This is a genomic window from Paenibacillus sp. HB172176 (assembly GCF_011947265.1).
Taxonomy (GTDB): Bacteria; Bacillota; Bacilli; order Paenibacillales; family Paenibacillaceae; genus Pristimantibacillus.
In genome coordinates this window covers 12982-37488 of record NZ_JAATHD010000026.1, presented here as the reverse complement: position 1 = coordinate 37488, position 24507 = coordinate 12982, and the positions used below count along the sequence as shown (strand labels likewise).

General features: G+C 53.9%; 17 protein-coding genes. 15 read left to right on the top strand and 2 right to left on the bottom strand.

Features of this window, described 5'->3' with window-relative positions:
- Window positions 1-38: 38 nt before the first annotated feature.
- Window positions 39-1055 carry a cation diffusion facilitator family transporter gene (locus HFP08_RS24195; protein ID WP_481856605.1) on the top strand — a complete coding sequence of 339 codons (1017 nt, stop codon included), beginning with the start codon at window positions 39-41 and terminating at the stop codon, window positions 1053-1055.
- 112 nt (window positions 1056-1167) lie between these two features.
- A complete protein-coding gene (locus tag HFP08_RS24190; RefSeq protein ID WP_168123203.1) occupies window positions 1168-2157 on the top strand; it encodes a Gfo/Idh/MocA family protein in 990 nt (329 codons plus the stop codon).
- Window positions 2158-2176: 19 nt separating this feature from the next.
- Here HFP08_RS24190 and HFP08_RS24185 read toward each other — a convergent pair whose 3' ends face one another.
- Complete coding sequence (locus tag HFP08_RS24185) at window positions 2177-4249, bottom strand: beta-galactosidase (RefSeq protein WP_168123202.1); 2073 nt, start codon at window positions 4247-4249, stop codon at window positions 2177-2179.
- 184 nt (window positions 4250-4433) lie between these two features.
- Between HFP08_RS24185 and HFP08_RS24180 the strand changes: the two genes are divergently transcribed.
- From HFP08_RS24180 to HFP08_RS24145, 8 genes are all read left to right on the top strand, one after another.
- Window positions 4434-5282 carry a helix-turn-helix transcriptional regulator gene (locus HFP08_RS24180; protein WP_168123201.1) on the top strand — a complete coding sequence of 283 codons (849 nt, stop codon included), beginning with the start codon at window positions 4434-4436 and terminating at the stop codon, window positions 5280-5282.
- Between the two features lie 6 nt (window positions 5283-5288).
- On the top strand, window positions 5289-6224 hold the full coding sequence (locus HFP08_RS24175; RefSeq protein ID WP_168123200.1) for an EamA family transporter: 936 nt from the start codon (window positions 5289-5291) through the stop codon (window positions 6222-6224).
- 65 nt (window positions 6225-6289) lie between these two features.
- Window positions 6290-7222, top strand: a complete 933-nt coding sequence (locus tag HFP08_RS24170; protein WP_168123199.1) for an AEC family transporter — start codon at window positions 6290-6292, stop codon at window positions 7220-7222.
- A 168-nt stretch (window positions 7223-7390) separates the two neighbouring features.
- Window positions 7391-8083: an ABC transporter ATP-binding protein gene (locus HFP08_RS24165; RefSeq protein WP_168123198.1), complete on the top strand. Its 693-nt coding sequence runs from the start codon at window positions 7391-7393 to the stop codon at window positions 8081-8083.
- Window positions 8067-9092, top strand: coding sequence for an efflux RND transporter periplasmic adaptor subunit (locus tag HFP08_RS24160; RefSeq protein ID WP_168123197.1), 1026 nt, complete (start codon window positions 8067-8069; stop codon window positions 9090-9092). The genes HFP08_RS24165 and HFP08_RS24160 overlap by 17 nt, the downstream gene beginning before the upstream one ends.
- Window positions 9093-9119: 27 nt before the next feature.
- On the top strand, window positions 9120-12002 hold the full coding sequence (locus HFP08_RS24155) for an ABC transporter permease (protein ID WP_168123196.1): 2883 nt from the start codon (window positions 9120-9122) through the stop codon (window positions 12000-12002).
- A 2-nt stretch (window positions 12003-12004) separates the two neighbouring features.
- Window positions 12005-12892 carry an ABC transporter ATP-binding protein gene (locus HFP08_RS24150; RefSeq protein ID WP_168123244.1) on the top strand — a complete coding sequence of 296 codons (888 nt, stop codon included), beginning with the start codon at window positions 12005-12007 and terminating at the stop codon, window positions 12890-12892.
- 115 nt (window positions 12893-13007) lie between these two features.
- Entirely contained in the window at window positions 13008-13283 is a 276-nt protein-coding gene (locus HFP08_RS24145) for a DUF2277 domain-containing protein (RefSeq protein ID WP_168123195.1), read from the top strand.
- Window positions 13284-13288: 5 nt separating this feature from the next.
- Here HFP08_RS24145 and HFP08_RS24140 read toward each other — a convergent pair whose 3' ends face one another.
- The gene (locus HFP08_RS24140) at window positions 13289-14158 is read right to left on the bottom strand and encodes an AraC family transcriptional regulator (RefSeq protein ID WP_168123194.1); all 870 of its coding nucleotides are present in this window, start codon (window positions 14156-14158) and stop codon (window positions 13289-13291) included.
- 495 nt (window positions 14159-14653) lie between these two features.
- On the opposite strand from HFP08_RS24140, the gene HFP08_RS24135 reads away from it, so the two are divergent.
- The 5 genes from HFP08_RS24135 (at window position 14654) to HFP08_RS24115 (ending at window position 24468) form a co-directional block, all read left to right on the top strand.
- Window positions 14654-16069 carry an ABC transporter substrate-binding protein gene (locus HFP08_RS24135; protein ID WP_168123193.1) on the top strand — a complete coding sequence of 472 codons (1416 nt, stop codon included), beginning with the start codon at window positions 14654-14656 and terminating at the stop codon, window positions 16067-16069.
- Between the two features lie 66 nt (window positions 16070-16135).
- A complete protein-coding gene (locus tag HFP08_RS24130; RefSeq protein WP_168123192.1) occupies window positions 16136-17059 on the top strand; it encodes a carbohydrate ABC transporter permease in 924 nt (307 codons plus the stop codon).
- Window positions 17056-17925 (top strand): carbohydrate ABC transporter permease, encoded by an 870-nt coding sequence (locus HFP08_RS24125; RefSeq protein WP_168123191.1) that lies wholly within the window; start codon window positions 17056-17058, stop codon window positions 17923-17925. Before HFP08_RS24130 ends, HFP08_RS24125 begins: the two co-directional genes overlap by 4 nt.
- A 28-nt stretch (window positions 17926-17953) precedes the next feature.
- Window positions 17954-19918, top strand: coding sequence for a glycoside hydrolase family 127 protein (locus HFP08_RS24120; RefSeq protein ID WP_206109312.1), 1965 nt, complete (start codon window positions 17954-17956; stop codon window positions 19916-19918).
- 512 nt (window positions 19919-20430) lie between these two features.
- Entirely contained in the window at window positions 20431-24468 is a 4038-nt protein-coding gene (locus tag HFP08_RS24115) for a DUF5695 domain-containing protein (RefSeq protein ID WP_481856604.1), read from the top strand.
- Window positions 24469-24507: the final 39 nt, after the last annotated feature.

Here is a 24507-nt window from a genome sequence, read left to right as displayed (position 1 = left end):
TTTCAATCTGCGCATACAGGAGGGCGAATATCTTGAAGATCTATAACAATAGCCATGAAGACGGCCATCATCACAATCATGATCAAGGCGGCCACGGCGGTGAAAATCATGACCGCGGCCACTATCATGCCCACGGCCGAGGTCACAGCCATGGGCATGATCATCTTGGCCATGCGCACACCCATGCTTCAAGCAACAAATCGGGTATGTTTATCGCGTTGTTGATCACGACAGTCATTATGCTGCTGGAGTTTGTCGGCGGCCTTGTTACCAACTCGCTTGCCCTGTTGTCCGATTCCGGCCATATGCTGAGCGATACGGCCGCACTCGCGTTAAGCTTGGCGGCGATGTGGTTCGCCGCCAGACCTCCTTCGCCGAACAAGACCTACGGCTATTATCGATTCGAAATTTTGGCGGCGTTATTGAACGGCATTGCCTTGTTCGTCATATCCGGCTTCATCGTGGCCGAAGCAATCGGCAGATTCAGCGAGCCTCCAACCGTGTCGAGCGGTTCAATGATGCTGATCGCTGCAATCGGCTTGTTGGCCAATCTGGCGAGCGCATGGTTTTTGATGCGGAAGGGGGATGTGGAGGGCAACCTCAACGTACGAAGCGCGTATCTGCATGTGCTGAGCGATGCTTTGGGATCAATCGGAGCAATTGTTGCTGGACTTCTGATGCTCCTCTTCTCCTGGTACATTGTCGATCCGATCATCAGCATTGTGGTTGCGCTGTTAATTCTGAGGAGCGCGTGGGGCATTATTACCGCTACGGTTCATATTCTGATGGAAGGAACGCCGGCGACTGTCGACGAGGCCGAGGTTCGACGCGTGCTGCTCAGCATAGATGGCGTTAGAGATATTCACGATCTGCATATCTGGACCATTACCTCCGGTCTGGATTCCTTGTCCTGCCATCTGCTTATCGACGATGCGGCAGACAGCCAGACCGTGCTGCAGGAAGCGGTCAAGCGCATCGAAGAGGTGTTCCGCATCGAGCATACGACGATTCAAGTGGAAAAATCCGATTTGCAGCATGCGGATATGAAGCTGTAGCAGGGATGAAGCAGACTTGCGGCGAACCATTTTTAGGAATAGAATTTTAGGAATAGAAATAGAAGCATCGTTTACGTTTGTGCAAGGGATAACGCATGGGAGGGATAATGGAATGAAAACGATTAGATGGGGAATCATCGGCTGCGGCGATGTGACCGAGGTGAAGAGCGGACCGGGGTTTCAGAAGGCGGAGCATTCCGAGCTGGTCGCCGTCATGCGGCGCAATGGAGAGCTCGCGGCGGATTATGCGCGGCGGCATAACGTGCCGAAATGGTATGACGACGCAGACAAACTGATTCATGATGAGGATGTGGACGCGATCTATATTGCGACGCCGCCTTCGACTCATATGCCGTATGCGCTTAAGTGCGCCGCGGCCGGCAAACCGGTCTATGTCGAGAAGCCGATGGCGATGAACAGCGAGGAGTGTCTCGCTATGATTGCTGCTTGCAAGGAAGCGGAGGTGCCGCTCTATGTCGCCTTCTACCGCAGAGCGCTGCCTTATTTCCTGAAGATCAAGGAGCTGATCGACAGCGGCGCGATTGGCGAGGTGCGGTTCGTGACGCTGAAGCAATACCAGAAAGCCCGCAAACCGGATCCAACAGGAAGCTTGCCTTGGCGTCTTGACGCGTCGGTGGCGGGGGGCGGCCTGTTTGTCGATCTGGCCAGCCACACTCTGGATATTATGGATTTCCTGCTCGGGCCGATCCGATCCGTAAGCGGGCACGCGGGCAATCAAGCGGCTTTGTACGAGGTGGAGGATATTGTGACGGGAAGCTTGGTATTCGAATCCGGCGTGCAAGGCACGGGCGTGTGGTGCTTCAGCGCGCATGAGAATGTCGACAGCAATGAAATTGTCGGCAGCAAGGGCGCGATTCGCTTCTCCACCTTCGGCAACGAAAGCTTCGAGCTGGTTAACGCCGAGGGCGTCACGCCTTTCCGGGTGGAGAAGCCGCAGCATATTCAGCAGCATCTGATCCAGACGATCGTGAATGATTTGAACGGCAAAGAGACCTGCCCGAGCAACGGGGAGAGCGCAGCTCGAACAAGTCTCGTGATGGACAAACTGCTGCAGAATTATAAGTCGCTTGAGTTGACGTAAGGGACTCTGACGATCAAACTCAGAGCGCTTCGGTCAAAATCACCACGCCAAAGCCTTCCATCTCGAACTCGCCTTGAAGCTGTCGATCTGTCAGAAGATTCCTCATAGGCTTCGAGATTCGCGCGACCGCCGCTTCTTCTCCGTAGTTGAGCAAGAAGTAGAGCGGTCCGTTTGCGTCTTCGCGGACAGCCAGCTCTACGCCTTGGGGCAGCGTCAGCCAATCCCGGACGGGCGACGCGATGCCCAGGCGGTCTATAATCTGTTCGGCAGCGGAGCGGTTGAATACGGCTCCGTAGTACCATACCTCGCCTTTGCCGATACGATTTCTCGTTACGGCAGGCTTGCCGGCATAATAATCGCTGTTATAGGCGGCAACCACCTCGACGGAATCGCTTTCCGGATGCAGGATATCATTGAAGTCATCCGCTCCCGTGACTGCCTCCGCCAATTCACCCGTTTCCTGCCAATGCATCGACACCGGCTCCCGCGAGCCCTTCACCATAGTGAATTCTTCGACAGAAATCCCGCACATGCCGGCGGCCGCTCCCGGAAACGGGCGCATATAGCAATGGCCCTTCTCGTCCTTGTAGCCGGTTCGGCAGCCGAAGATAAGAATGCCTCCTTCGCGCGCATATTGCTCCAGCAAAGCCGCCGTTTTGTCCGTCATAATGGTCGGATGCGGATAAACAAGCGTTTTGTAGGTTTGCAATTCCGCGAGAGTTGTTTGCTCATTGATATAACGGATATCGCAAGGAACATGCCGATATTGCAGGGCTTTGAACCAGGCCGTGCCGCTGGTCCAGGCGAAAGGGCCATGCCACACATCGTATTCGCCGTCCCATTCATTGTCATAGTCGCGAAGTATCGCGATATCGGCCGCATAAGTCGTGTTGGCCGCGCGCTCGCTGATGGCCGCAATCTCTTTGCCGATCCATCGCGCTTCGCGAACGCGGCGGTTCTCCCGGTTGTGATAGTCGTTAAGGCCGTGCCAGTACATCTCCTGGCCGAAGGTTGCCGTTCTCCAACGGAAATAGACGACCATATTAGCGCCATGTGCAATGGATTGATACGTCCACAGCCGCATCTGACCCGGCTTGGGCGAAGGCATATCCATGCGATTGACCCAGCCTCCGGGCCCGGCCTGCTGCTCCATGACACAGAACCGGGGCGAGATGGAACGCACGACGCTTAAGGTCTGACTCCAGCCGCGATCCGCAAGCCTGTCCTTCTCGTCGGGATTATGGTTCAGCGTGGAGAACTGCGGATACGAGTCGTAGCTGAAGAAATCCAGCAGCTCTCCGGTCATCCGATGGTTGTCGAGACCACCGAACAAGCCGTTCGTTGTGACCCAGTGTCTCGGAGCCGTCTCGCGAATAATGTCCGCTTGAATACGGGCGTACGAAATGACGTTGTCGGATATGAATCGTTTCTCGTCCAGCGCCAGATGGGGATTTGGCTGACGGCCTCCCGTCGTCATGCGAGGCAGATGCACCTGATCCCAGTCTGTATAGGTTTGACTCCAGAAGACGGTGCCCCATGCCTTGTTCAAGGCATGGAGCGTCCCGTATTTGGCCTTCAGCCAGCCTCTGAAGGCAATATGATCCGCCGGAGCATAGAACTCCTTGGTCTCGCAGTTGAACTCGTTGTCAATCTGCCAGCCCACAACAGCAGGATGATCCTTGTAATGCTCGGCCATCTTCCTTGTAATGCTCGCGCTGAGCTCGCGATACTTCGGAGAGCTGTAATTATAATGGCGTCTCAGTCCGTGCTGGATAGCAACGCCTTCGAAGGTAGCGTTCAGCACCTCGGGATAACGGGTGGTCAACCATGCGGGAGGCGTTGCTGTCGGCGTGCCCAGAATAACCTGAATGCCGTGCTTATGCGCAAGCTCCAGCGCATGATCGAACAGCTCGAAGCTGTATACGCCTTCCTCCGGCTCGAAGATCGACCAAGCAAACTCCGCAACTCGCACGTTCGTTATGCCTAGCTCGCGCATTCGTCGGAAATCATCCTCCCACAGCTCCACAGGCCACTGCTCCGGATAGTAGCAAACGCCGACGCTCATGTGATCCAATGCTTTTTTAACCTGCATAGGTTGACGTCCTCCTTATTGATTATGCGATTATATTGCTAAATTCGCGTTCTAATTGAAATTTTAGACCTTTCAGATTGAAGAGTAAATGACAACTTCCTGCTATGCATAGTACAATATTGCTATTAGATGGACGTGCCGAGACAGAATGGCCGGAAATGCGTTATGATCGGGGGGAGTGTTCATGAAGCAGCATTACATTGTACCGAGGCCCTCGTATCCTGGGTATATGTGCTATCCGGACATGTTCGGAAGATACGTATCGTTCCCGGAGCATGCCGAGCGAAGGGAAGAAGGCAGTTTGAAGGAATATAATTTGCATCTGATCTTCCGGGGCCGCGGCTATGTGATTGATCGTTCGGGCGAGCGGATCATGCTTCGCGCGGGAGAAGGCTTCTTGTTCGCGGGAAATGCGTACCAGCATTATGAATCGTGCGCGGAGCAGCCATGGGATGTGCGCTGGCTCCATTTCACGGCCTCCTTTCCATTGGAGCTGCTTCGGGAGGCGGGGCTCTATGGCGGGATTCTGTTCAGCTTCACAAACAGCGAGCGTTTTATCGAGCTGCTGGAGGGCATGCACGCGCTCTGCGCTCCCTTCGAATTAAACAGCGAGCCGAAGCTTTCCGCAGCCGTCTATGAGCTGCTCGCGCAGCTTGCGCTGCATACCGAAAGATTGGAGTCGCAGTCGCAGCTTCAGAAGCGAAATGCGATGCGTACGGCGGCGGATCGAATCCGCAAGGCGTGCAGCGAATCTTGGGATTTGGAGAAAATGGCTGCCTTAACGGGCTATAGTCCCTATCATTTTCTGCGAAGCTTCCGCGAAACGATCGGAATTACGCCTAACCAGTTTCTAACGCAGTGCCGCATCGTCGAAGCGAGACTACTGTTGGTTACGACCTCCTTGACGATTAAGGAAATCGGGACTCGCTGCGGCTTCTCCCAGACCAGTTATTTCATTCGCGTATTCCGGCAATCGGAGAGGCTGTCGCCATCGCAATACCGATTGCTTCACAGCAACAGAGAGAGGAAGTAGCAGAGTATGTGGTTAACCTATGCGTTATTGGCAGCGTTAAGCTTTGGCTTCAGAGGCATCTTGTATCACTGGACAAGCCAAAGGCTGCTTAATCGCAATTTATTGTTATGCGGCGTATTCGCAACCGGAGCCGTCGTCAATCTAATGATGGCCGTCGTCTTCGGCTCGCCTTGGTCGCTTTCCTGTCTGGTGGGCATTCAAATGGGACTGTTCTCCTTCGCGGCTAATGCGAGCATGTTCAAGGGCTTTGCCGTCGGCAAAGCTTCGCTTGTCGCCATCCTGACAGCGCTTCCGTCCGTGCTTGTCGTATTCGCGGCATTCTTATTCTGGAACGAGAGGCTGCACAGCACGCAAATAATAGCCTTCCTGATCATCGTAGGCGGCGTGCTGCTCGTGAGATATTCCAATGAGATAGCCTTGAACAATTTGCAGGGAGCGCAGTGGGGGCTGCTCGCGATGCTCTTCTTCGCCTGCAACGACCTGTCGGGCAAGTGGTCCACGGTGCTGGAGGCGGAGCTGTTCCCGACGATGTTCTTCATGTTCGCTGCGGGAACGATCTGTTTCGGCTTGTGGTGGCTGAGCGACATGAAACGCTCGAGAGCCCTTCGAGGCGCTTCTGCATTATCGGAGACAGCCGCAGCCTCTGAAGCAGAAGCAGCTATCCCCTCTGCAGCGCCTCCAGCGCCGATCCCCTGGAGCGTAAGAAGAACCTTCTTGATTGGCATGGCTGTCGGAACGACCAACGCGGTGGGCATGCTGCTCATCTTGACCGCATTCGACTTGGGGAAAGCGGGACTTGTCTCCGCTGTAGTCGCCCTTAACGTACCGATTGTTCTGCTATACACGAGATTTGTCGTGAAGGAGCGCTTCTCACGGACGGAATTAACGGGCATTCTATTATCCGTGGCCGGCATCCTTATGATGAGATTGTTTGGAACCTAGCATTGTAATTCCCTACTCCTCCTATTAGAATGATAGGAAAAGGGTTGGAAGGAACGAGCGACAACATGACGATTTTTCTTCATATTTTATTGAACAATGTATTGCCCATGAGTATTATGATTGCCCTTGGCATCGTGCTTCAGAAGGCGTTCTCCCTCGACATCAAGACGTTGTCGAAGCTTAACTTCTATTTATTCTCGCCCGCCATTATTTTCAATCTTCTCTACACGACGGAAATTTCCGTCAGCGTCATCGGGAAGGTAATGTTGTTCTTCGTTGTTTTTATGCTGGGCCAGTATATTTTGGTAGAAGCGGTTGTGAGATTGCGAGGGTATAAGCCAAGCATGAGAAGCGCGATGCGCAACAGCGTCCTGTTCTACAACAGCGCGAATTACGGTATCCCGCTTAATCAGCTCGCCTTCTCGGGCAACAAGGACACGCTTGCCATTCAAATTTTAATTATGATGGTGCAGTCCCTTATTCCGAACACGTACGGCATCTATAATGTGAACGCGCACAAAGCGGATCTGCGCATGATTCTGAAGACGATATTCTCTATGCCGATCATCTATGTTATTCCCGTTGCCTTCTTCCTGAGAGGCTTCGAGGTGCCGATTCCGGATTCCATCGAAACGCCGATCGGCTATCTCTCCCAAGCCTTTATCGGCACGGCGCTCATTACGCTCGGCGTTCAGCTCGGCAGCATGGAGTGGCGCATCAGCCGCAATCAGCTTACGGATGTCAGCTTGTCGGGAATGCTTCGCCTCGTTGCGGGGCCCGCGCTTGCATGGTTAATCGTTTCGTTGATGGGCCTGGACAAACTGACCGCCGCGGCGCTTATCGTATCGTCCTCGGTGCCCACCTCGCTCAGCAGCGTGCTGCTTGCGGTGGAATTCGACAACGAGAAGGAGTTTGCCTCGCAGTCTGTGTTCGTGTCGACGCTGATTAGTATATTGACTGTTACGGTTGTTATCTATCTTCTGCATATTCAACTGTAGAAGCCGGGTTAGAATGAAAGCTGCAATGCGGAATGGATAGCGTTGCAGCTTTTTTTCATGGAAAAGATCATAAATAAGCGAAATTGTATCATCCATTTCTGGTAAGAATGAGATAGACTAGAGGAAGTTGTACGGCTAACTATTTATGAATGAGGGGAGGATGCAGCCTTGCAAGCAGAAGCTCCGACGATCATTGTTGCAAGCGCTTTAAAAAGAAATTTCGGCCGAGGCACGGGAACGGTGCAGGTGCTGAAGGGCGTAGAACTTTCGATTCCCTCAGGAAAGCTTATTGCGCTGAAAGGGAGGTCGGGGTCCGGCAAGACAACGCTCATTAATCTGCTCAGCGCGCTTGATCACCCTACAGAAGGCGAGGTGTGGTTCGAGGGCCGTGCGTTGTCCGCTTTGCCAAACAAAGAACGCGATCATATTCGCCGGACGAGAATGGGGCTCGTGTTCCAATCCTTTGCGCTCCTGCCGCTCATGTCGGCCTATGAGAACGTCGAATTCGTGCTGCGAGTCGCGGAAACGCCTTCGAGGGAGCGCAAGCTCGCGGCGGAATCCGCGCTTGAGCAGGTGGGGCTCGCGTCTCGCATGCATCATCGCCCCTTCGAGATGTCGGGCGGCGAGCAGCAGCGCACGGCGATTGCAAGAGCCATCGCCCATAAGCCGAAGCTGCTTCTGGCGGATGAGCCGACCGCTGAGCTCGACAGTCGCACGGGGCTGCAAATTATGAAGGTGTTCCGGGGATTGGTGGAAGCAACGGGAATGACGATCATCATGACCACGCATGATCCCGCGATTATGGAAATTGTAGATCAAGTGTATGAATTGGAGGATGGTCGAATTGTTACGGTGTCCTAAATCTATCATTCGAATCCTGCTGGCTTCCTTGTTGCTCGGGGCAGTCGCGGGCTGTTCCTTGCTCCCCTCCGAGGAGGAGGCGCTGAAGCCGCCGCTCGTGAAGCCGCAGCAAGAAAGCTATCAGACCGTCGCGGTCAAACGCGGCGTCATTACGCAGGATGTGAAAGGCAATGGAGCGCTCGAATCCTACTATTCCGAGCGTCTGCAATTCAAGACCAGCGGCGGCAGAATTCAAGAGGTGCTTGTGAGAGGCGGCGACGAAGTGAAGAAAGGCGATACGCTCGTGCAGCTTAACGTCGATAATCTGGACATCGACTTGAAGCAGAGCGAGATCGCGATGCTTCGTTCGAAGCTGGCGCTGCGGCAATCGACGCAAGCGGGCGACTCCGAAACGCTGAAGATTGCCCAGTTGCAATACGAGATTGACAAGATCAAATATGATCGTATGCTTGCCGCCTATAACGATAAGAAGCTCGTTGCGGGCATGGACGGCCAGATTACCTACATTACCGATCGCGAGGAAGGCGATGTGGTCGAATCGTACGAGACGCTTGTCGTCATCTCCGATACCTCGAAGCTTCGCTTCGCCTTCTCGGCGGAGAACGCAATGAACAGCGGGAGCGTCGAGATCGGGCAAGCCGTCCAGTTAACCTTCGGAGATGAGGAAATTACCGGAAAGGTTGTCCAGACGCCGCGGTCGGCGCCATACTCCGACAATCCCGATGAGCAGAAGCGGGGTGGCAGCACCATTTTTATCGAGCCGGATCAGCTGCCCAAGGACGCTGCGATTGGGACGAGGGGAGACGTCCTGGTGCGTCTGCTGGAGCGCGATGATGTGCTCATTATTCCGAAGAGCGGGCTGCGCAGCTATCTCGGAAGAGAATTTGTGCGCATACAGGATGAGGACGGATCGATTCGCGAGGCGGATGTAGAGGTTGGCATCAAGGGCTCGACCGAGACCGAGATTACAAAGGGCGTCGAAGAGGGCGAATTGATCGTAATGCCTTAGACGATCTGCGCTTAGGAGGGTTGACAAGTGGCTTTATTCTTAATGATTATTCGCAAAATGGTGCAAAGCAAATGGCTCGTCGCCAGCTTGCTGCTTGGCATTCTGATCTCCGTCGCCATGGTCAGCTCCATGCCGATCTATACGGAGGCCGTTCTGTCTCGAATGCTGACGAAGGACCTGGAGCAATTGCAGCTGGACAGCAATCGATATCCAGGCGCCTATTACGCCCATATCACCTTTCCTCCGAATACGGAGGATCAAATTCCGGAAAAATACGAGCAGCTCGACGGCTTTATGCGCCATGACGCGATCGAGGGCTTTCAGCTTCCGGCCCAAGAGCTCGTCGGCGAGATGGCTTCGAAGTCGCTCAGTATGTATCTGGAGGATGATCCCGATAAGACCAAGTCGAATAAAAACATGAAGAAGGCGACGCTTCGCTCGTTCACGGAGCTGGATCGGCATATTAAGCTGAAGGACGGCCGCATGCCTGAAGAAGAGTCGGTAGACGGCGTTTACGAGACGCTGCTGACCGAGCGCGCCTTATCTTATTTCAACACGGTTCTGGATACGGTATTTCTCCTTCAGGATGACAAGCTGCCAGAGCCGATTAAAGTGCGGCCGGTCGGTATTATGGAGAAGCTTCAGAACGATGATCCCTATTTCCGAACAGGCGATCTAGGCGATTTGAACCGGAGCATGGTTGTTCCGAGCTCTGTGGCCGAAGATTTGATGCTGAAGAAGAAGGCTGTTCCTCTGAGCAATGTCAGCTGGTATTTTGTGATGGATTACCGGAAGATGGAGCTTCGCAGTGTAGAGGCTTACATGGATACGAATGACCGAATCAAGAATGTGCTGGATCGGGCGGTGTCGACTTACAACGTGACGATTGCCCCTACCGCCTTGAAAACCATTTCCGTGTACCTGGAGAGGACGGAGCAATTGCGTACGCTGATGTGGGCGCTTGATATTCCGATTCTCATCATGCTCGCCTTCTACATGTTCATGGTGTCTCATCTTATTGTCGGCAGACAGAAGAACGAAATCGCGATTCTGAGAAGCCGGGGAGCGGCGAGATGGCAGGTTGTCACCGCCTATGTCGTGGAAGGCATGCTGTTATGCGGAATATCGCTGGCGCTGGGGCCGATTCTAGGCGCGGGGCTAACCCAGGTTCTTGGCTCCTCGAACGGGTTTCTGGCGTTCGTGCAGCGGGTCAAGCTGCCGGTGCGAATAACGAGCGAATCGTATCTCTTCGGGAGCCTGGCGGCCGCGGCTTGCCTGATTATTATTCTTATTCCCGTTGTGCTGGCCGCACGGGTTTCGATTGTCAATCATAAGCAGCAGCAGGCGAGACTGACGCGGACGCCCTTGTGGCATAAGCTGTTCCTTGACGTGATTACACTCGCGGTAGCCATCTATGGTCTCTACTCCTTCCGGAAGCGGATGGATAATTTGAAGTCGCTTGGACTTGGGGCGACGGATTTGAGCATCGATCCGCTGCAGTTTGTCATTCCCGCTTTATTCATTCTTGGCGGGGGGTTGCTGCTGCTCAGGCTGTATCCGTGGATATTGAAATTGATTTATTTTGGGGGAAAGAGATGGTGGTCGCCATCCTTCTATGCCACGCTCATTCAGGTGGGGAGATCAAGCAGTCAATATCAGTTCCTGATGATATTCCTCATCATGACGATTGCGACGGGCGTATTCAGCGCTTCGGCCGCGAGGACGATTAATGCGAACACGTCAGATCGGATTCAGTACGCGAACGGCGCCGATATGGTTCTGACCGCGGAATGGGGGAACGACGCCCCGCCTCCGGATTCCGGAAGCGGTCCGCCCGCTGAGCCAATCCAGCCGATTCCTTCAGTTATCCATTATATGGAGCCGGCTTTCGAGCCTTTCCAGAAGCTTCCGGGCGTAGAGGTTGCCGCGAGGGTGTTCACAAAGTCGAATGCGGTGTTCTCGGCCGGCAATCAATCGGGCGTTGCCGAATTGATTGGGGTGGACACGGATCAGTTCGGCGAAGCCGTTTGGTTCCGGGACAGTCTGCTGGATTATCCGCTTAACAGCTACTTGAACTTGATCGCGTCGGATTCCAGCGCCGTGCTTATCTCGCGAAGCCTGGCCAGGCAGAAGGAATTGAAGTCCGGCGATACCATCTCGATCGGCTGGAAGGGGGTTCAGGAGCAGCCGTTCAAGATTTTCGGCATTATCGACTATTTCCCGACGTTTAATCCGAATCCCCCTCAAGGCACCGTGGACACCAGCGATAAGGAAGCCGACAACGCGCCGATGCTGATCGTCGGCAATCTTCCGCATATTCAAGTGAAGCTGGCGCTGGAGCCGTATGAGGTGTGGCTCAAGCTGAAGGACGGCGCGTCTTCGGGCGAGGTGTACGCCGGAATCGAGGCGGCCAACATGAAGCTTACGCATATCGTGAACACGAAGGAGGAGCTGGTGCGGGCGAAGAACGATCCCTTCCTGCTTGCGCTGAACGGATTGTTGACTCTTGGCTTCGTGCTGTCGATTCTGGTCAGCTTCTTCGGCTTCCTGCTGTATTGGATTCTGTCTCTTCGAGGCAGAAGATTGCAGAATGGCATTCTCAGGGCGATAGGCCTGTCGCTGAAGCATCTGATCGCGATGCTGACTGTTGAGCAATTGTTGACCTCGGGAGCGGCCGTGATGTTCGGGATGATCATCGGGAATGTCGCGAGTCTGCTCTATGTGCCGAACTTCCAGATCGCCTTCAACCCGAGCTCGCTCGTACCGCCCTTCATGGTCAGATTCGAGGCGCAGGACGCGATCCGTATCTATATCATCTCGGGCTTCATGCTCGTTGCCGGTCTTGGTATACTCGGCTTCATGCTGTCCAGACTCCGAATTCATCAAGCGCTGAAGCTGGGGGAGGATTAATGATGATCCATTGCGAGGGACTTGTGAAAATCTATAAGACGGCCGAGCTCGAGGTGTTCGCGCTGCAAGGTCTTGATCTGACTATTGAAAGCGGCGAGTTGATGGCGATTATCGGCAACAGCGGCAGCGGCAAGTCGACGCTGCTGAACATGCTTGGCGGCCTTGATCGTCCGACAGCCGGCAAGCTGATCGTCGACGGCAAGGATATGCTGAAATTCAAGGAGCGGGATCTTGTGCGGTACAAACGGAGCAGCGTCGGGTTCGTATGGCAAAACAACGCGCGGAACTTGATTCCTTATCTCACCGCGCTCGAGAATGTCGAACTGCCCATTCTGCTCACCGGCAGCAGAAAGCGTGCCAGAGCGATGGAGCTGCTGGAAGCGGTTGGGCTGAGCCATCGCCGCGGCAACAAGCTCTCCGAGCTCTCCGGCGGGGAGCAGCAGCGGGTGGCGATCGCGATCGCGCTGGCCAATCATCCGAAGCTGCTGCTGGCCGACGAGCCGACGGGATCGGTCGATTCCCGCATGGCGAATCAGATTCTGGATCTGTTCCGGGAGCTGAATCGTTCGATCGGCATTACAATCGTTATCGTCACGCATGATCCTGAGCTGGCGAAGAAGGTCGATCGCGTGGCGGCGATTCGCGACGGGAAGATTTCTTCGGAAATGCTGCGCAGAAGATCCTATTCCGAGGAGCTCGCGGAGCTGGATCAAGAGGAAGAGCAGGGAAGAAGCTCGCATGTGGAATACGCAATTCTGGACAAGGCAGGCCGCCTTCAGGTGCCAGCCGATTATCTCGATACGATTGGAGCCCGCAGCTCGAACAAGGTGCGGCTAGAGCTGGAGGATGGGCGCATCGTGCTGCTTCCGGCGGAGGAGAAGCCGCGTTGAGTCCAGCTTCAGCGCATAGTACCAATGGAATTTTTTCTTGGGGTGGAACAGCTGAAGTTGCAAATGTACAATATTAGCAGCAGTGGGTTTAAGCCTTTTGAAAGGATGAGCGACGATGTGCAGAAATATTAAAACCTTGTTCAACTTCGATCCGCCGGCAACGCAAGAGGAAATCGAAGCGGCGTCGATTCAGTTCGTGCGAAAGCTGACGGGCTTCAACCAGCCCTCCCAAGTGAATGAAGAAGCCTTTCGGCTCGCGATTCAGGAGATAACGGCAGCCTCGGAGAAGCTGCTGAGCTCCTTGATCACGAATGCGGAACCCCGTAATCGGGAGGTTGAAGCGCAGAAGGCGAGAGATCGGAACGAAAAGCGGTTCGGTCCTCGAGCCTGAGCGTCTTAAATAAGCTTCAACACATCCAATGCATGCTCGCCGCGGGCTTCACGGAATTCGGTAGGCGAGCAACCGGCATAGCGCCGGAACACCTTGCCGAAATAGCTTAAGCTGTCGAAGCCGGTCCGAGCCGAAATCTCTCCAATGGTCCAGGCCGTTTGACGCAGAAGCTTGGCCGCCTCCTCCACCCTTCTCTTGCGGATGTATTGCATGGGCGTATCCCGGTAGTAGCAGGCGAATTGCTTGCAGAAATGATGCTTGGACACGCCCATTCCCGATGCAAGCTCATCAAGCGTGACCGGATTCCGAAACGAATGATGGATAGATTGAATCAATTGTTGATACTCATCCGGAATGGCTTCGTAAGAAGGAAGTCCGCTGTCCATGGAATTTTGCAAAGCCAGCAGCCATTCGTAGATTCGCAACGATACTTGATAGGCATCCTCCAGACTGCCGCTGCTCGCATCCTCATATAACCTGGTGAGCAGCGAGAAAGCGCTGGAGTCCTTGGACATTGCGATTACAGGGCCGTTTCTTTCCAGCCATTCCGTCCAAAGCGTCAGCGCATGCAAGCCATGAAATCGAATCCAATAGAAGCTCCATGGCTCATTCGCATTCTCGCTGTAATAGTACCTGTTCTTGCCGGGAATGGTAGCCAGGAAAGCCGAACCCTTCCCGACCTCGTATGTCTCTCCTTCGTATTGCAGCATTCCGCTTCCTTCTGTTGTGACTTGCAGCAGTACGCTGTTCCCGGATCTGCTCTCGCCATCCCATTGATAGGCGGGGGAATTCACATTTTGACGGCCAATCGATTCAAGTATGAATAGATGAGAGGGATAGCTCTCATCGTATTTGAAGCCGTAGATTAGGCTCACGGGGAAGGATCTCCTTTCCTTGAACGACAGATGGAGCTTGTATTTCCAATCATTATACCTAACAGCGATTGAAACGATCAACGAAAGATTGAAGCGGTGCGAGGATTCGTCAAAAAAAAGCGAAAAAAACCACTTGCACAAAATTGGAAACGTATGATATAACAAAGATGTCGATATTTAAACGTTTAGATTTTAAAGAATGAGTGCCGTATACCTTATTTTTTCAATAATATGCATGGGATTCAATAGGGACTCACTCTGTTTTCTTTTTTTTGCGGATTTGACAGCGCTTTCTCAAAGGCGGGAAGGGGATGAATTCATGATTTAAACGTTGAGAGAAGATGGTTTGTCTCGAAATAAGATAAACGTTTAGAAGTCAATGGCGACAAGGTTATGCTGATGTTTAACGTTTGATTCCAAGCCGGCTTGTTCAAGGCTTTGAATGAAACGGTTACACATAAATAATTGTTCGAATGATGAAGGGAGAGCGGGGCAATGAAAGCAGGAAAGAGAATTGGGGCAGGTCTGCTGACGGCTGTATTGGCACTCGGACTATTCGGGTGCTCGAACAACGGAAACAATGAGCCGAGCAAGAGCAATGAGCCTTCGGGAGGCGCGTCTACGAAAGCGCCTGAGAAATCGCCTGAGAACGCCGAGAAGGTCAAGATTACGTATTCGATGTGGGGAAGCGCCGAGGAAGGGAACAAGACGCAGGAGGTAGCCGATAAATTCAATGCTTCCCAGGACAAAATCGAAGTCGAGGTGCAAGCGATTCCTTGGGAAAACTACATGACCAAGCTCAACACACTGGCGACGGCAAAGCAGCTTCCGGATACGGGAATGCTGAGGGAAGACGGCGTCATCCAGTGGTCCTCTCAAGGCATGCTGAACGACGTAAGCTCCATGTACGACGGAAGTGACAGCAAGCCGCTTGACAGCTTGGCTTACAAGTATGAAGGGAAAACAGTAGCGTATGCCGCCGCCAACGAAATCCTCCTGCTCTATTACAACAAAGACATGTTCGACAAAGCGAATGTGCCTTATCCTCCAGCCTCGCTGGATCAAGCATGGACATGGGATGAATTCGTGGAGACGGCCAAGAAGCTGACGATTGACAAGAATGGCAAGCATCCCGGCGAAGACGGCTTTGATGCGCAGAGCATCGTTCAATATGGCGCATCGGTTGAAAATTTGCCGTGGCAGCTGGAAACCTGGGCAATCGGCAATGGCGGAGGCTTCTATTCGAATGACGGCAAAGAGGTGACAATCGGGGAAGAGGCCAGCGCCGAGGCGATTCAGAAAGTAGCCGATCTCTACTTGAAGGATCATGTCGCACCGTTGTCCGTCGGCCAAACCGATGACGGCATTCAGCGTACCGTCATTGCCGGAACAGTCGCCATGGCCACCAACGGCGCGTGGAATGTGGGAACCAGCTTGAATACGGCCAAGGAAGAGGGGCTGAATTATGGCGTAGCCGTGTTGCCGTATATGAAAGAAAAGGTAACTCTCAATACGGGCGGAGCGAACGTCGTATTCTCTCAAACCAAGCATCCCGAGGAAGCAATGGCATGGCTCAAATGGTATACATCCGAAGAAAATAACTGGGGACTTATCTCCTCCGGCATTTGGATGCCAACGCTTGAGAAATGGTATACGGACGAAGCGCTTACCCGTAAATGGGTCGAAAATCCAAACTTCCCTGACTATGACGAATACAAGTCGGCAGTCGTCGATTATGCGCAATCCTCCGCGGCGAGACCGGCTTCCTGGTTCTATACGAATCATACGACGGATTTCAATACGTTGCTCGGCTCGGTTCTCGGGGATGTATGGACCGGGAAGACGACAGCCAAGGATGCTATCGCCAAAAATCTCGACGCTTTGAAAGCAGCCCATACAGGCGGCAACTAACGGATTGAAAGGATGACCGCCGCTGCTTGCAAGCTGCGGTCGTCCACTACAAGTGAGGAGCGAGATATGGAAACGATTGAAAAACCGTCGAAACGCCGTTCGCGCTTTCTTGCAAGCGAGGCGCGCGTTGCCTATATTTGCTTGATTCCGGCCTTTCTTGGTCTGATCTTCTTGACCTATGTCCCGCTTCTCGGGGTGCTGGGGATCAGCATGACGAATTGGACGGGACTAGCCAAACCGAAGTTTGTGGGCTTTGACAATTATGTCAAGCTGTTTACCGCCGACCCGTATCTTAAGGATTCAATTATCGCGACATTATACTACGCCGTGTTATCGGTAGCCGGCAGCATGATCTATTCGCTTTTTATCGCGATGCTTTTGAACCGCAAAATGCCGGCGAGAGGTTTTTTCAGAGCTGTATTTTATGTACCGTTCGTGTTGCCGGCAGCCGCTATTTTCGTAGGATGGTCGTGGCTTTACGAGGCGAATTTCGGTTTCTTCAACTATATTCTCTCTGAAATCGGGTTGAACAAAATTTTATTTATCGCGGATTCCAGCTATGTAGTTCCTTCTCTTTCGCTTATCGCGGTATGGCTGGCAGGCAACTTAATCGTTATTTTTTTGGCCGGACTTCAGAACGTTCCCAGCGTATACCATGAAGCGGCCGAGATGGATGGCGCGGGCGCCTGGGATCGCTTCAGGCATATAACCATTCCCTGCATGACGCCGATCATCTTCTACAATTTGCTGATGAGCCTGATCGCCAATCTTCAAGTCGTCACGCCTTCGCTGGCTCTGACGAACGGAGGGCCGGGCAATGCTTCGAGGTTTATGACGTATCTCATGTACGACCAAGCCTTCGTGAATTACAAGCTGGGCTACGCCTGCGCGACGACATTTATCATATTCGCCATACTGGCGGCATTCACAGCATTTTTGTTCAAAACATCGAGTCGGTGGATATTCTCGGAAGGGGGAGACGAGCGATGAGCGAAGCCGTATACGGCAGATTGAGAAGCAAGAAACGACGCGAGCGGGCGGCGAATATGATTCTGTTTGCTTTAGTCGTCGTCTTCGCCGTTATCGTCCTGTTTCCGATCTGGTGGATTTTCCGCACGTCTCTGATGACGAATGCCGAGATTTACAAATTTCCGCCATCCCTGCTGCCGGGAAATTGGCTGTTTTCCAATTATGAAAAAACGTTGCAGGTTTTTAAGTTTTGGAAGTATTTGTGGAACACGATGATCATTATCGTTCCGTCCTGTTTGGCGGGAACGTTTACGGCTACCCTATGCGGCTATGCTTTTGCAAGGCTGCGCTTTCGGGGGAAATCGTTCATCTGGGCCCTGTGTGTCGGTTCGATGCTCTTGCCCGCGATGGTAACGCTCATTCCGCTGTACATCGGGTGGACGAGGGGGCTGGGGCTGCATGACAGCTACTTGCCTTTGATTTTGCCTTATTTTTGCGGCGGCGGAGCTTTTAATATCTTCCTGATTCGTCAGTTCATTCTCTCCATACCGAGAGAGCTGGATCAAGCGGCGACGATTGACGGCGCCGGATATTTCCGCATCTTGTTCAACATTATTATACCGGCGATCAAGCCTGCGATGATTGTCGTCGCGTTGTTTATCTTCATCGGCCTATGGAATGATTTGCTGCAGCAGATGATTTACATTAATTCAAGCGACAAATATACCATTGCGCTCGGACTTACCAATTTCAAAGGTCAATTAAAGCAAGATTGGTCATTGACGATGGCGGCCACCTGCCTGTCCTTCGCTCCTGGCGTTATATTCTACTTGATCGGTCAAAAGTATTTTGTTGAGGGAATCACGCTGACCGGCTTGAAAAATTAATCTATTCGTTTATTTGGAGGAGAACCTATTGGCATACGATTCCACAAGCTCGATACCACTTGAAAAGGTGCGCATACAGGACGAATTCTGGTCTGATTATATCCGGCTTGTTCGAGACGTCGTCGTTCCCTATCAATGGGAAGCGCTGAACGATCGCGTGCCGGAAGCCGAACCGAGCCATGCGATCCGCAATTTCAAAATCGCGGCGGGAGAAGAGCAGGGGAGCTTCTACGGCATGGTGTTCCAGGACAGCGACGTGTCGAAATGGCTGGAAGCCACAGCTTACTTGCTCGAAACGGCGCCGGACCCCGAGCTGGAGCGAATTGCGGACGGCGTTATCGAGCTCATTGGCAAAGCGCAGCAGCCGGACGGATACTTGAACACGTATTTCACGCTGGAGGAGCCCGGGAACAGATGGACGAATCTGGCGGAATGCCACGAGCTTTATTGCGCGGGTCATCTGATCGAAGCGGCGGTCGCTTACTTCAAGGCAACGGGCAAGCGCCGGCTGCTGGATATCGCTTGCAAGCTCGCGGATCATATCGACAGCGTCTTTGGGAGCGAGCCGGGCAAATTGAGAGGCTACGACGGTCATCAGGAAATCGAGCTGGCGCTTATGAAGCTCTATCATGCGACAGGACGGGATGCTTACTTGCAACTCTGTCGGTTTTTCGTAGAGCAGCGCGGGATGCTGCCTCACTTCTACGAAGAGGAATGGGAGAAAAGGGGCGGAACGGTTCACTTCAAAGATCTCGCGATGTCGCATGATCTGACATACAGTCAAGCGCATCTTCCCGTCAGGAAGCAAGATGCTGCCGTCGGTCATGCGGTAAGAATGGTCTATATGTGCACGGGCATGGCGGACTTGGCGAAGGAGACGGGAGACGCCGGACTGCTCGAGGCATGCCGCAGACTGTGGACCAACATGACGAAGAAGCGCATGTATATAACCGGAGGTATCGGCTCGATGGCGCACGGAGAATCGTTCACGCTGGACTACGACTTGCCTAACGACACGGTATACGCGGAAACCTGCGCGTCAATCGGCTTGATCTTCTTTGCCCGGAGAATGCAAGAGATCGATCCGCGCGGGGAATACGCCGACGTGATGGAGCGAGCGCTCTACAATACCGTCGTCAGCGGCATGTCCAGGGATGGCAAGCGCTTCTTCTATGTTAATCCGCTGGAGGCGCAGCCGGAGGTCTGCGAGATCAACCCGGCATACGCTCATGTCAAGCTGCAACGGCAAGGCTGGTTCGGCTGCGCGTGCTGTCCGCCGAATATCGCCAGATTGCTGGCGTCGTTAGGTCAATATATTTATACGCTGAGGAACGATGCGTTATATGTGCATCTCTATATCGGAGGACGGATCGACTGGGAAGCTGACGGGCAGGCGATAGCCTTGGAGCAGATCTCCGATTATGCTTGGAACGGGAAATCGCGCTTTCGCGTCCATGCGAACCGAGCGGTGAATTTGACGCTGGCGCTGCGTATTCCCGGTTGGAGCAACGGCGAAGCCGTCGTTCATATCGAGGGCAGGCCGTATGTCTATTCCCGGGAACAGCTTGTGAACGGGTATTTGTACGTCACCAGGTCGTGGAAGGATGGAGAGACGCTGTCGATCGCCTTCCCTATGCGGGTTCAGCGCATGAAGGGACATCCAAGCATTCGACATACGATTGGCAAAGCGGCAATTCAGCGAGGCCCCTTCGTATACTGTATCGAAGAGGCGGACAATGGACCGGAGCTGCATGCCATTCAGCTCTCGGATGCGGATGCGTATACGACCTATTACGATTCGGGATTGCTCGGAGGGCTGCAGGTCATCGAGGCGGAGGCCAGGCGTATCAGCCCGGAAGGCTGGGGCGACAAGCTTTACCGAAGCGGTTCGGAATCGCTTGCGCAGGCAGCGAAATTGCGATTGATTCCCTATTTTGCATGGGCGAACAGAGGCGTCGGCGAGATGGCGGTGTGGATCAGAGACAGCCAGTAGCGGTGACCATGAAGGTAAAGTAGTCAAGCGGCAAGATCAACGAAATTCAAGTTGTGCAATAAAATGCCAAGATGATTAAAACTAAAGTCGTGCACTAAAACGGACAACAAGATAATTGCAGAGCGAAACACTCTTACACGGTAACGTACTTCATGATATACGTTGATCGGCGCTAAGGGTGTTTTTTTCGAAAATAAAGGAAGGTACATTTTTGTACCTTATTTTCCTGTATGTCTCGGAAGCGTTCGGCGCTTCGCCAAAACGCTCAATAAACAGAGCTCGACGCTGTAACGCTGGAAACCAGCACTAAAGCAAGGAAGGTCGAAGTTGGAGGCAGTTGCTTTCACAAATCTAAACGTTTAGATTTTCTTCGAAGTTTGTTTCGCCTTGAAAGGAGGTGATGTCGATAAGGCCATCAATCGGAACCGGGAACGCAGCTTCGTGGAATCACAAAAAAACGAATTAAGGGAGGAATGAATGTGAGTGAACGGATGGAAACGGAAGGACTGCGTATGGGGAGGCATGCGCTGCTTCTGCTCATCACGGCGGCGGTTATTCTAGGGCTCTTGCTGTTGCCGAAATCGGTGTTTGCCTATACCTTGTCGAACGGCACGTACAACGTCCAGACGGGATCGAACGGCGAAATCACGTCGATCCAGATCGTCGGGGACGACTTCCCGACGAACTACGTCATGAACGCGACGAACGCGCCGCAGCAGAACACGTCGGATCATGAGTGGCTGGGAGAGTTAATGTTCAAGTACCGTCTTGGATCGGGCTCATGGCAGACCGCCTTGACGCAGAGCTCCTCCGATGTCAGAACGCAGAGTCAGAGCGGAACGACCGCGACGGTCACGTATCAGAACTCGGCGAACGCGAACGGGGTTAAAAACTTCAAGCTCGTCGAGACGTATTCGCTTGTAGGCGACTACATTTCATGGCAAATACAGTTGACGAACACGAGCGCCCAGACGATCGAATTCGGCGACGTCGGATTGCCGCTCCCATTCAACGAATACTGGTCGGGCGGCAACAACGAGCAAATCTACGAGACTCGAGTTGTCACCCACTCCTTCGTCGGCAATAACGGCTCTTATCTGACGATCGGGCGGCCAAGCGGTATCGGACCGAAGCTCTTGATGATTCCCGATGCGACGACGGGAGCCGGCTTTGAATATCAGGATCGCTGGAGAGTCGAAGAGCATCCGGGCAGCAAGTGGGCGGGCGATCAAGGCGGATGGTCGGAAGGCCTAAACGTCTTCTATATTCACTCGAACGTCATTAAAAGCACAAATCGCGGCTACTTACCGAACACCAGCTTGACTCTGGCGCCGGGTGCCAGCAAGACGTACGCCTTCAAGCTTATCAAGGTCGCAAGCGACGCCGCTGTCAAAGACCGGTTGTACAGCGAAGGCATGATCGACGTTACGGTCGTGCCGGGCATGATCGTGCCGACGAATCAGACGGCGAAGTTCGATCTGCACACATCGAAGGCGATTACGTCGATTACGACGCAATATCCATCGGAGACGACCATTACGTCACTCGGCACGACAGGCACGAATCATAAATTGTATTCGCTTACAATGAGCCATCTTGGACCGAATCTGATTACAGTGAACTACGGCAGTGGGGAGAAGACGGTGCTGCAGTTCTACGCCATCGAGCCGATCGCGGACGCGCTGCAGCGACATGCGACGTTCATGGTGAACAGCACGCAATGGAATGTGCCGGGAGATATTCGCGACAAGGCGTTCGACGACTGGATGATGCAGAGCAATTCGAAGCGGAACGTCTTCAACGGCTATTGGGGCTGGGGCGACGACTGGGGCTATACGCACGGCCAGTTTCTGGCGGAGAAGAATGTGCAGACGCCAGTTGCTTCGGAGGTTACGGCTGTCGACGACTATCTGGAGACGACGATCTGGACGAATTTGATGGCGGGGCATCACAGCGATTATCTGATTTATGATTTCCTGATGCCGTCGCCGAACGACACGCCGACCTATCGCGGGTATGCGTATCCGCATATATACAATACCTTCTTCAGCATGTACAAGATCGCCAAGCTGTACCCCGATCTCATCACCTACAACAATTCGAGAACGACGTATCTATCGCGCGCCTATAATATCTTCAAAGCGCTGTACGATGGTCCTGTAGCTTACAACTGGAATACGGGACTCATGGGCGAACAGACAACGCCGGAGCTCATCAAGGCGTTGCAGGACGAAGGCATGACGGCGCAAGCGAACGATGTCATCGCGAAGATGGCCACGAAGTACAACAACTTCTCGGGCACGACCTACCCATACGGCTCTGAATACAATTACGACAATACCGGAGAAGAAGCGGTCTATACGCTCGCCAAGATGAACGGCAACAGCTCGATGATGAGCAAAATCAATACGAAAACGCGCGCAACTCGCGGCCAGATGCCGGTCTGGTATTATTACGCCGACCCGGTGACGATTACGGGGGAAAACTGGTGGAACTTCCAGTACACCGTCTCGCTCGCCGGCTACGCGATGGATGACTGGGTTCGCAACCATTCGGCTTCTCCAGAGGTCGATCAGCGGTTATCCTACGCGGCGAAGATTGGCAACATCAGCGCGATCAACTCCGGGCAGATTAGCTCGGATTCCGCCGATATCGGCGCGGTCGCCTGGACCTATCAGGCGGAGAAAGGAAACTATCCGGCGCTCGGCCTTGGCGGCGGCGCGCTGCAGAACGGTTGGCGCGGCATGTCGGGCGAGGCGGATCTTGGCCTGTTCGGGGCGATTCGGATTCTGAGCTGCGACGTTTCCGTCGATCCGATCTTCGGGCTGTACGGCTACGGTTGCGATGTAGCCGCGAGCGGCGGCAACTATCAGATTGTGCCGAAGGACGGCGTGAACCAGAAGCTGAATCTCATTACAGAGAAGCTGAACATGACGCTGGAGCGCGACAAGTATACGGCTGCGACAGTCGCCACGGCAAAGAACTATGTGAACTTCACGTTGAAGAGCGCGACGCCGGGCACCGCGCATACGACGAAGGCGACGTTCACGGGCCTCGCTGCAGGAACGTACCAGATTCTCGTCAATAACGCGGCCGTCGGCTCCGTGAACGCGACGGCAGGCGGCACGACGACGGTCAACCTGAGCATCGGCACAGGCACAACTTACGATATCAAGCTTCAGCAAGGCGCGGCGGTGAATAATCCGCCGATTGTCGACGCGGGTTCCAACATGACGGTGACGTTGCCTGCAACGATTGCCTTGTCCGGAACGGTGAGCGACGACGGCTTGCCGAGCGGCGGCTCGGTTACGACGACGTGGAGCCTGCAGAGCGGTCCGGGAACAGCGTCGATCGCGAGTGCGGGCGCGACGAGCACGACGGCGACCGTCACAGTGCCGGGCACGTACGTGTTCCTGCTGACGGCAAGCGACTCCGCGCTTTCGTCGTCAGATACGGTGACGGTTACTGTGAACGCGACGCTGCCGGATCTGATCGCGCATTACATGTTCAGCGAATCGAGCGGCACAACGGCAGCGGACTCATCGGGCAACGGCAAGACGGGCACTCTTAACGGCGGAGCTTCGTTCGCGACCGGGCAGTCCGGCAACGCCGTTACGTTAAACGGCTCGAACGGGTACGTGAGCATGCCGGGCAGCATCGTCAATGGTGCGACTGACATCACGATCGCCGCTTGGGTGAAGGCAAGCAGCCTGAGCAATTGGACGCGTATCTTCGATATCGGAAGCGGCACGTCGAATTACATGTTCTTGTCGCCGCAGCCAGGCGGCGCAGGCCTTCGCTTTTCAATTACAACCGGCGGCAACGGCTCGGAACAGCGCATCAACTCGACAACGGCATTCCCGACGAATGTTTGGAAGCATGTCGCCGTCACGATCTCCGGCGCTACCGGAAGATTGTACGTAGACGGCGTGCAGGTGGCGACGAATACGAGCATGACGCTGAATCCGTCGAGTCTCGGAGCTACGACGCAGAACTGGATAGGGCGCTCGCAATTTTCAGGCGATCCGTATTTCAACGGCCAGATCGACGACTTCCGAATCTACAGCAGAGCGCTCAGCGCATCGGAAATCGGATCGCTCTTCGGCGGAACGACAGTTTCCGATCTCGCGCCGCAGGCAACGGCTTCGACGTCTTACGTCTCCTCGTGGGAGAGCTTGGACGGGTTGAACGATGGCTATACCCCGACGAGCTCGGACGATCGCGGACATGATGTCTACGGCAACTGGAACAACCCCGGCACGACGCAATGGGTGCAATATACGTGGAGCTCGGCGAAGACGATCTCCTCCGTCGATGTCTACTGGTTCGACGACGATCAAGGCATCGATTTGCCAGCCTCTTATACGATTCAATATTGGAATGGCAGCGCATGGACGAACGTTGGCAATCCATCGGGCCTTGGCATGCTCGCCGATCAATATAATACGACAACGTTCACGCCGGTGACGACGACGCAACTGCGGCTTAACATTACGGCCAAGTCGACGACTTCGACGGGAATCGAGTCATGGAGGGTGTACGGGTCTTAATGCAGATTAGAGGGGCCGGGCGGCGCGAGAGCGTCGTCC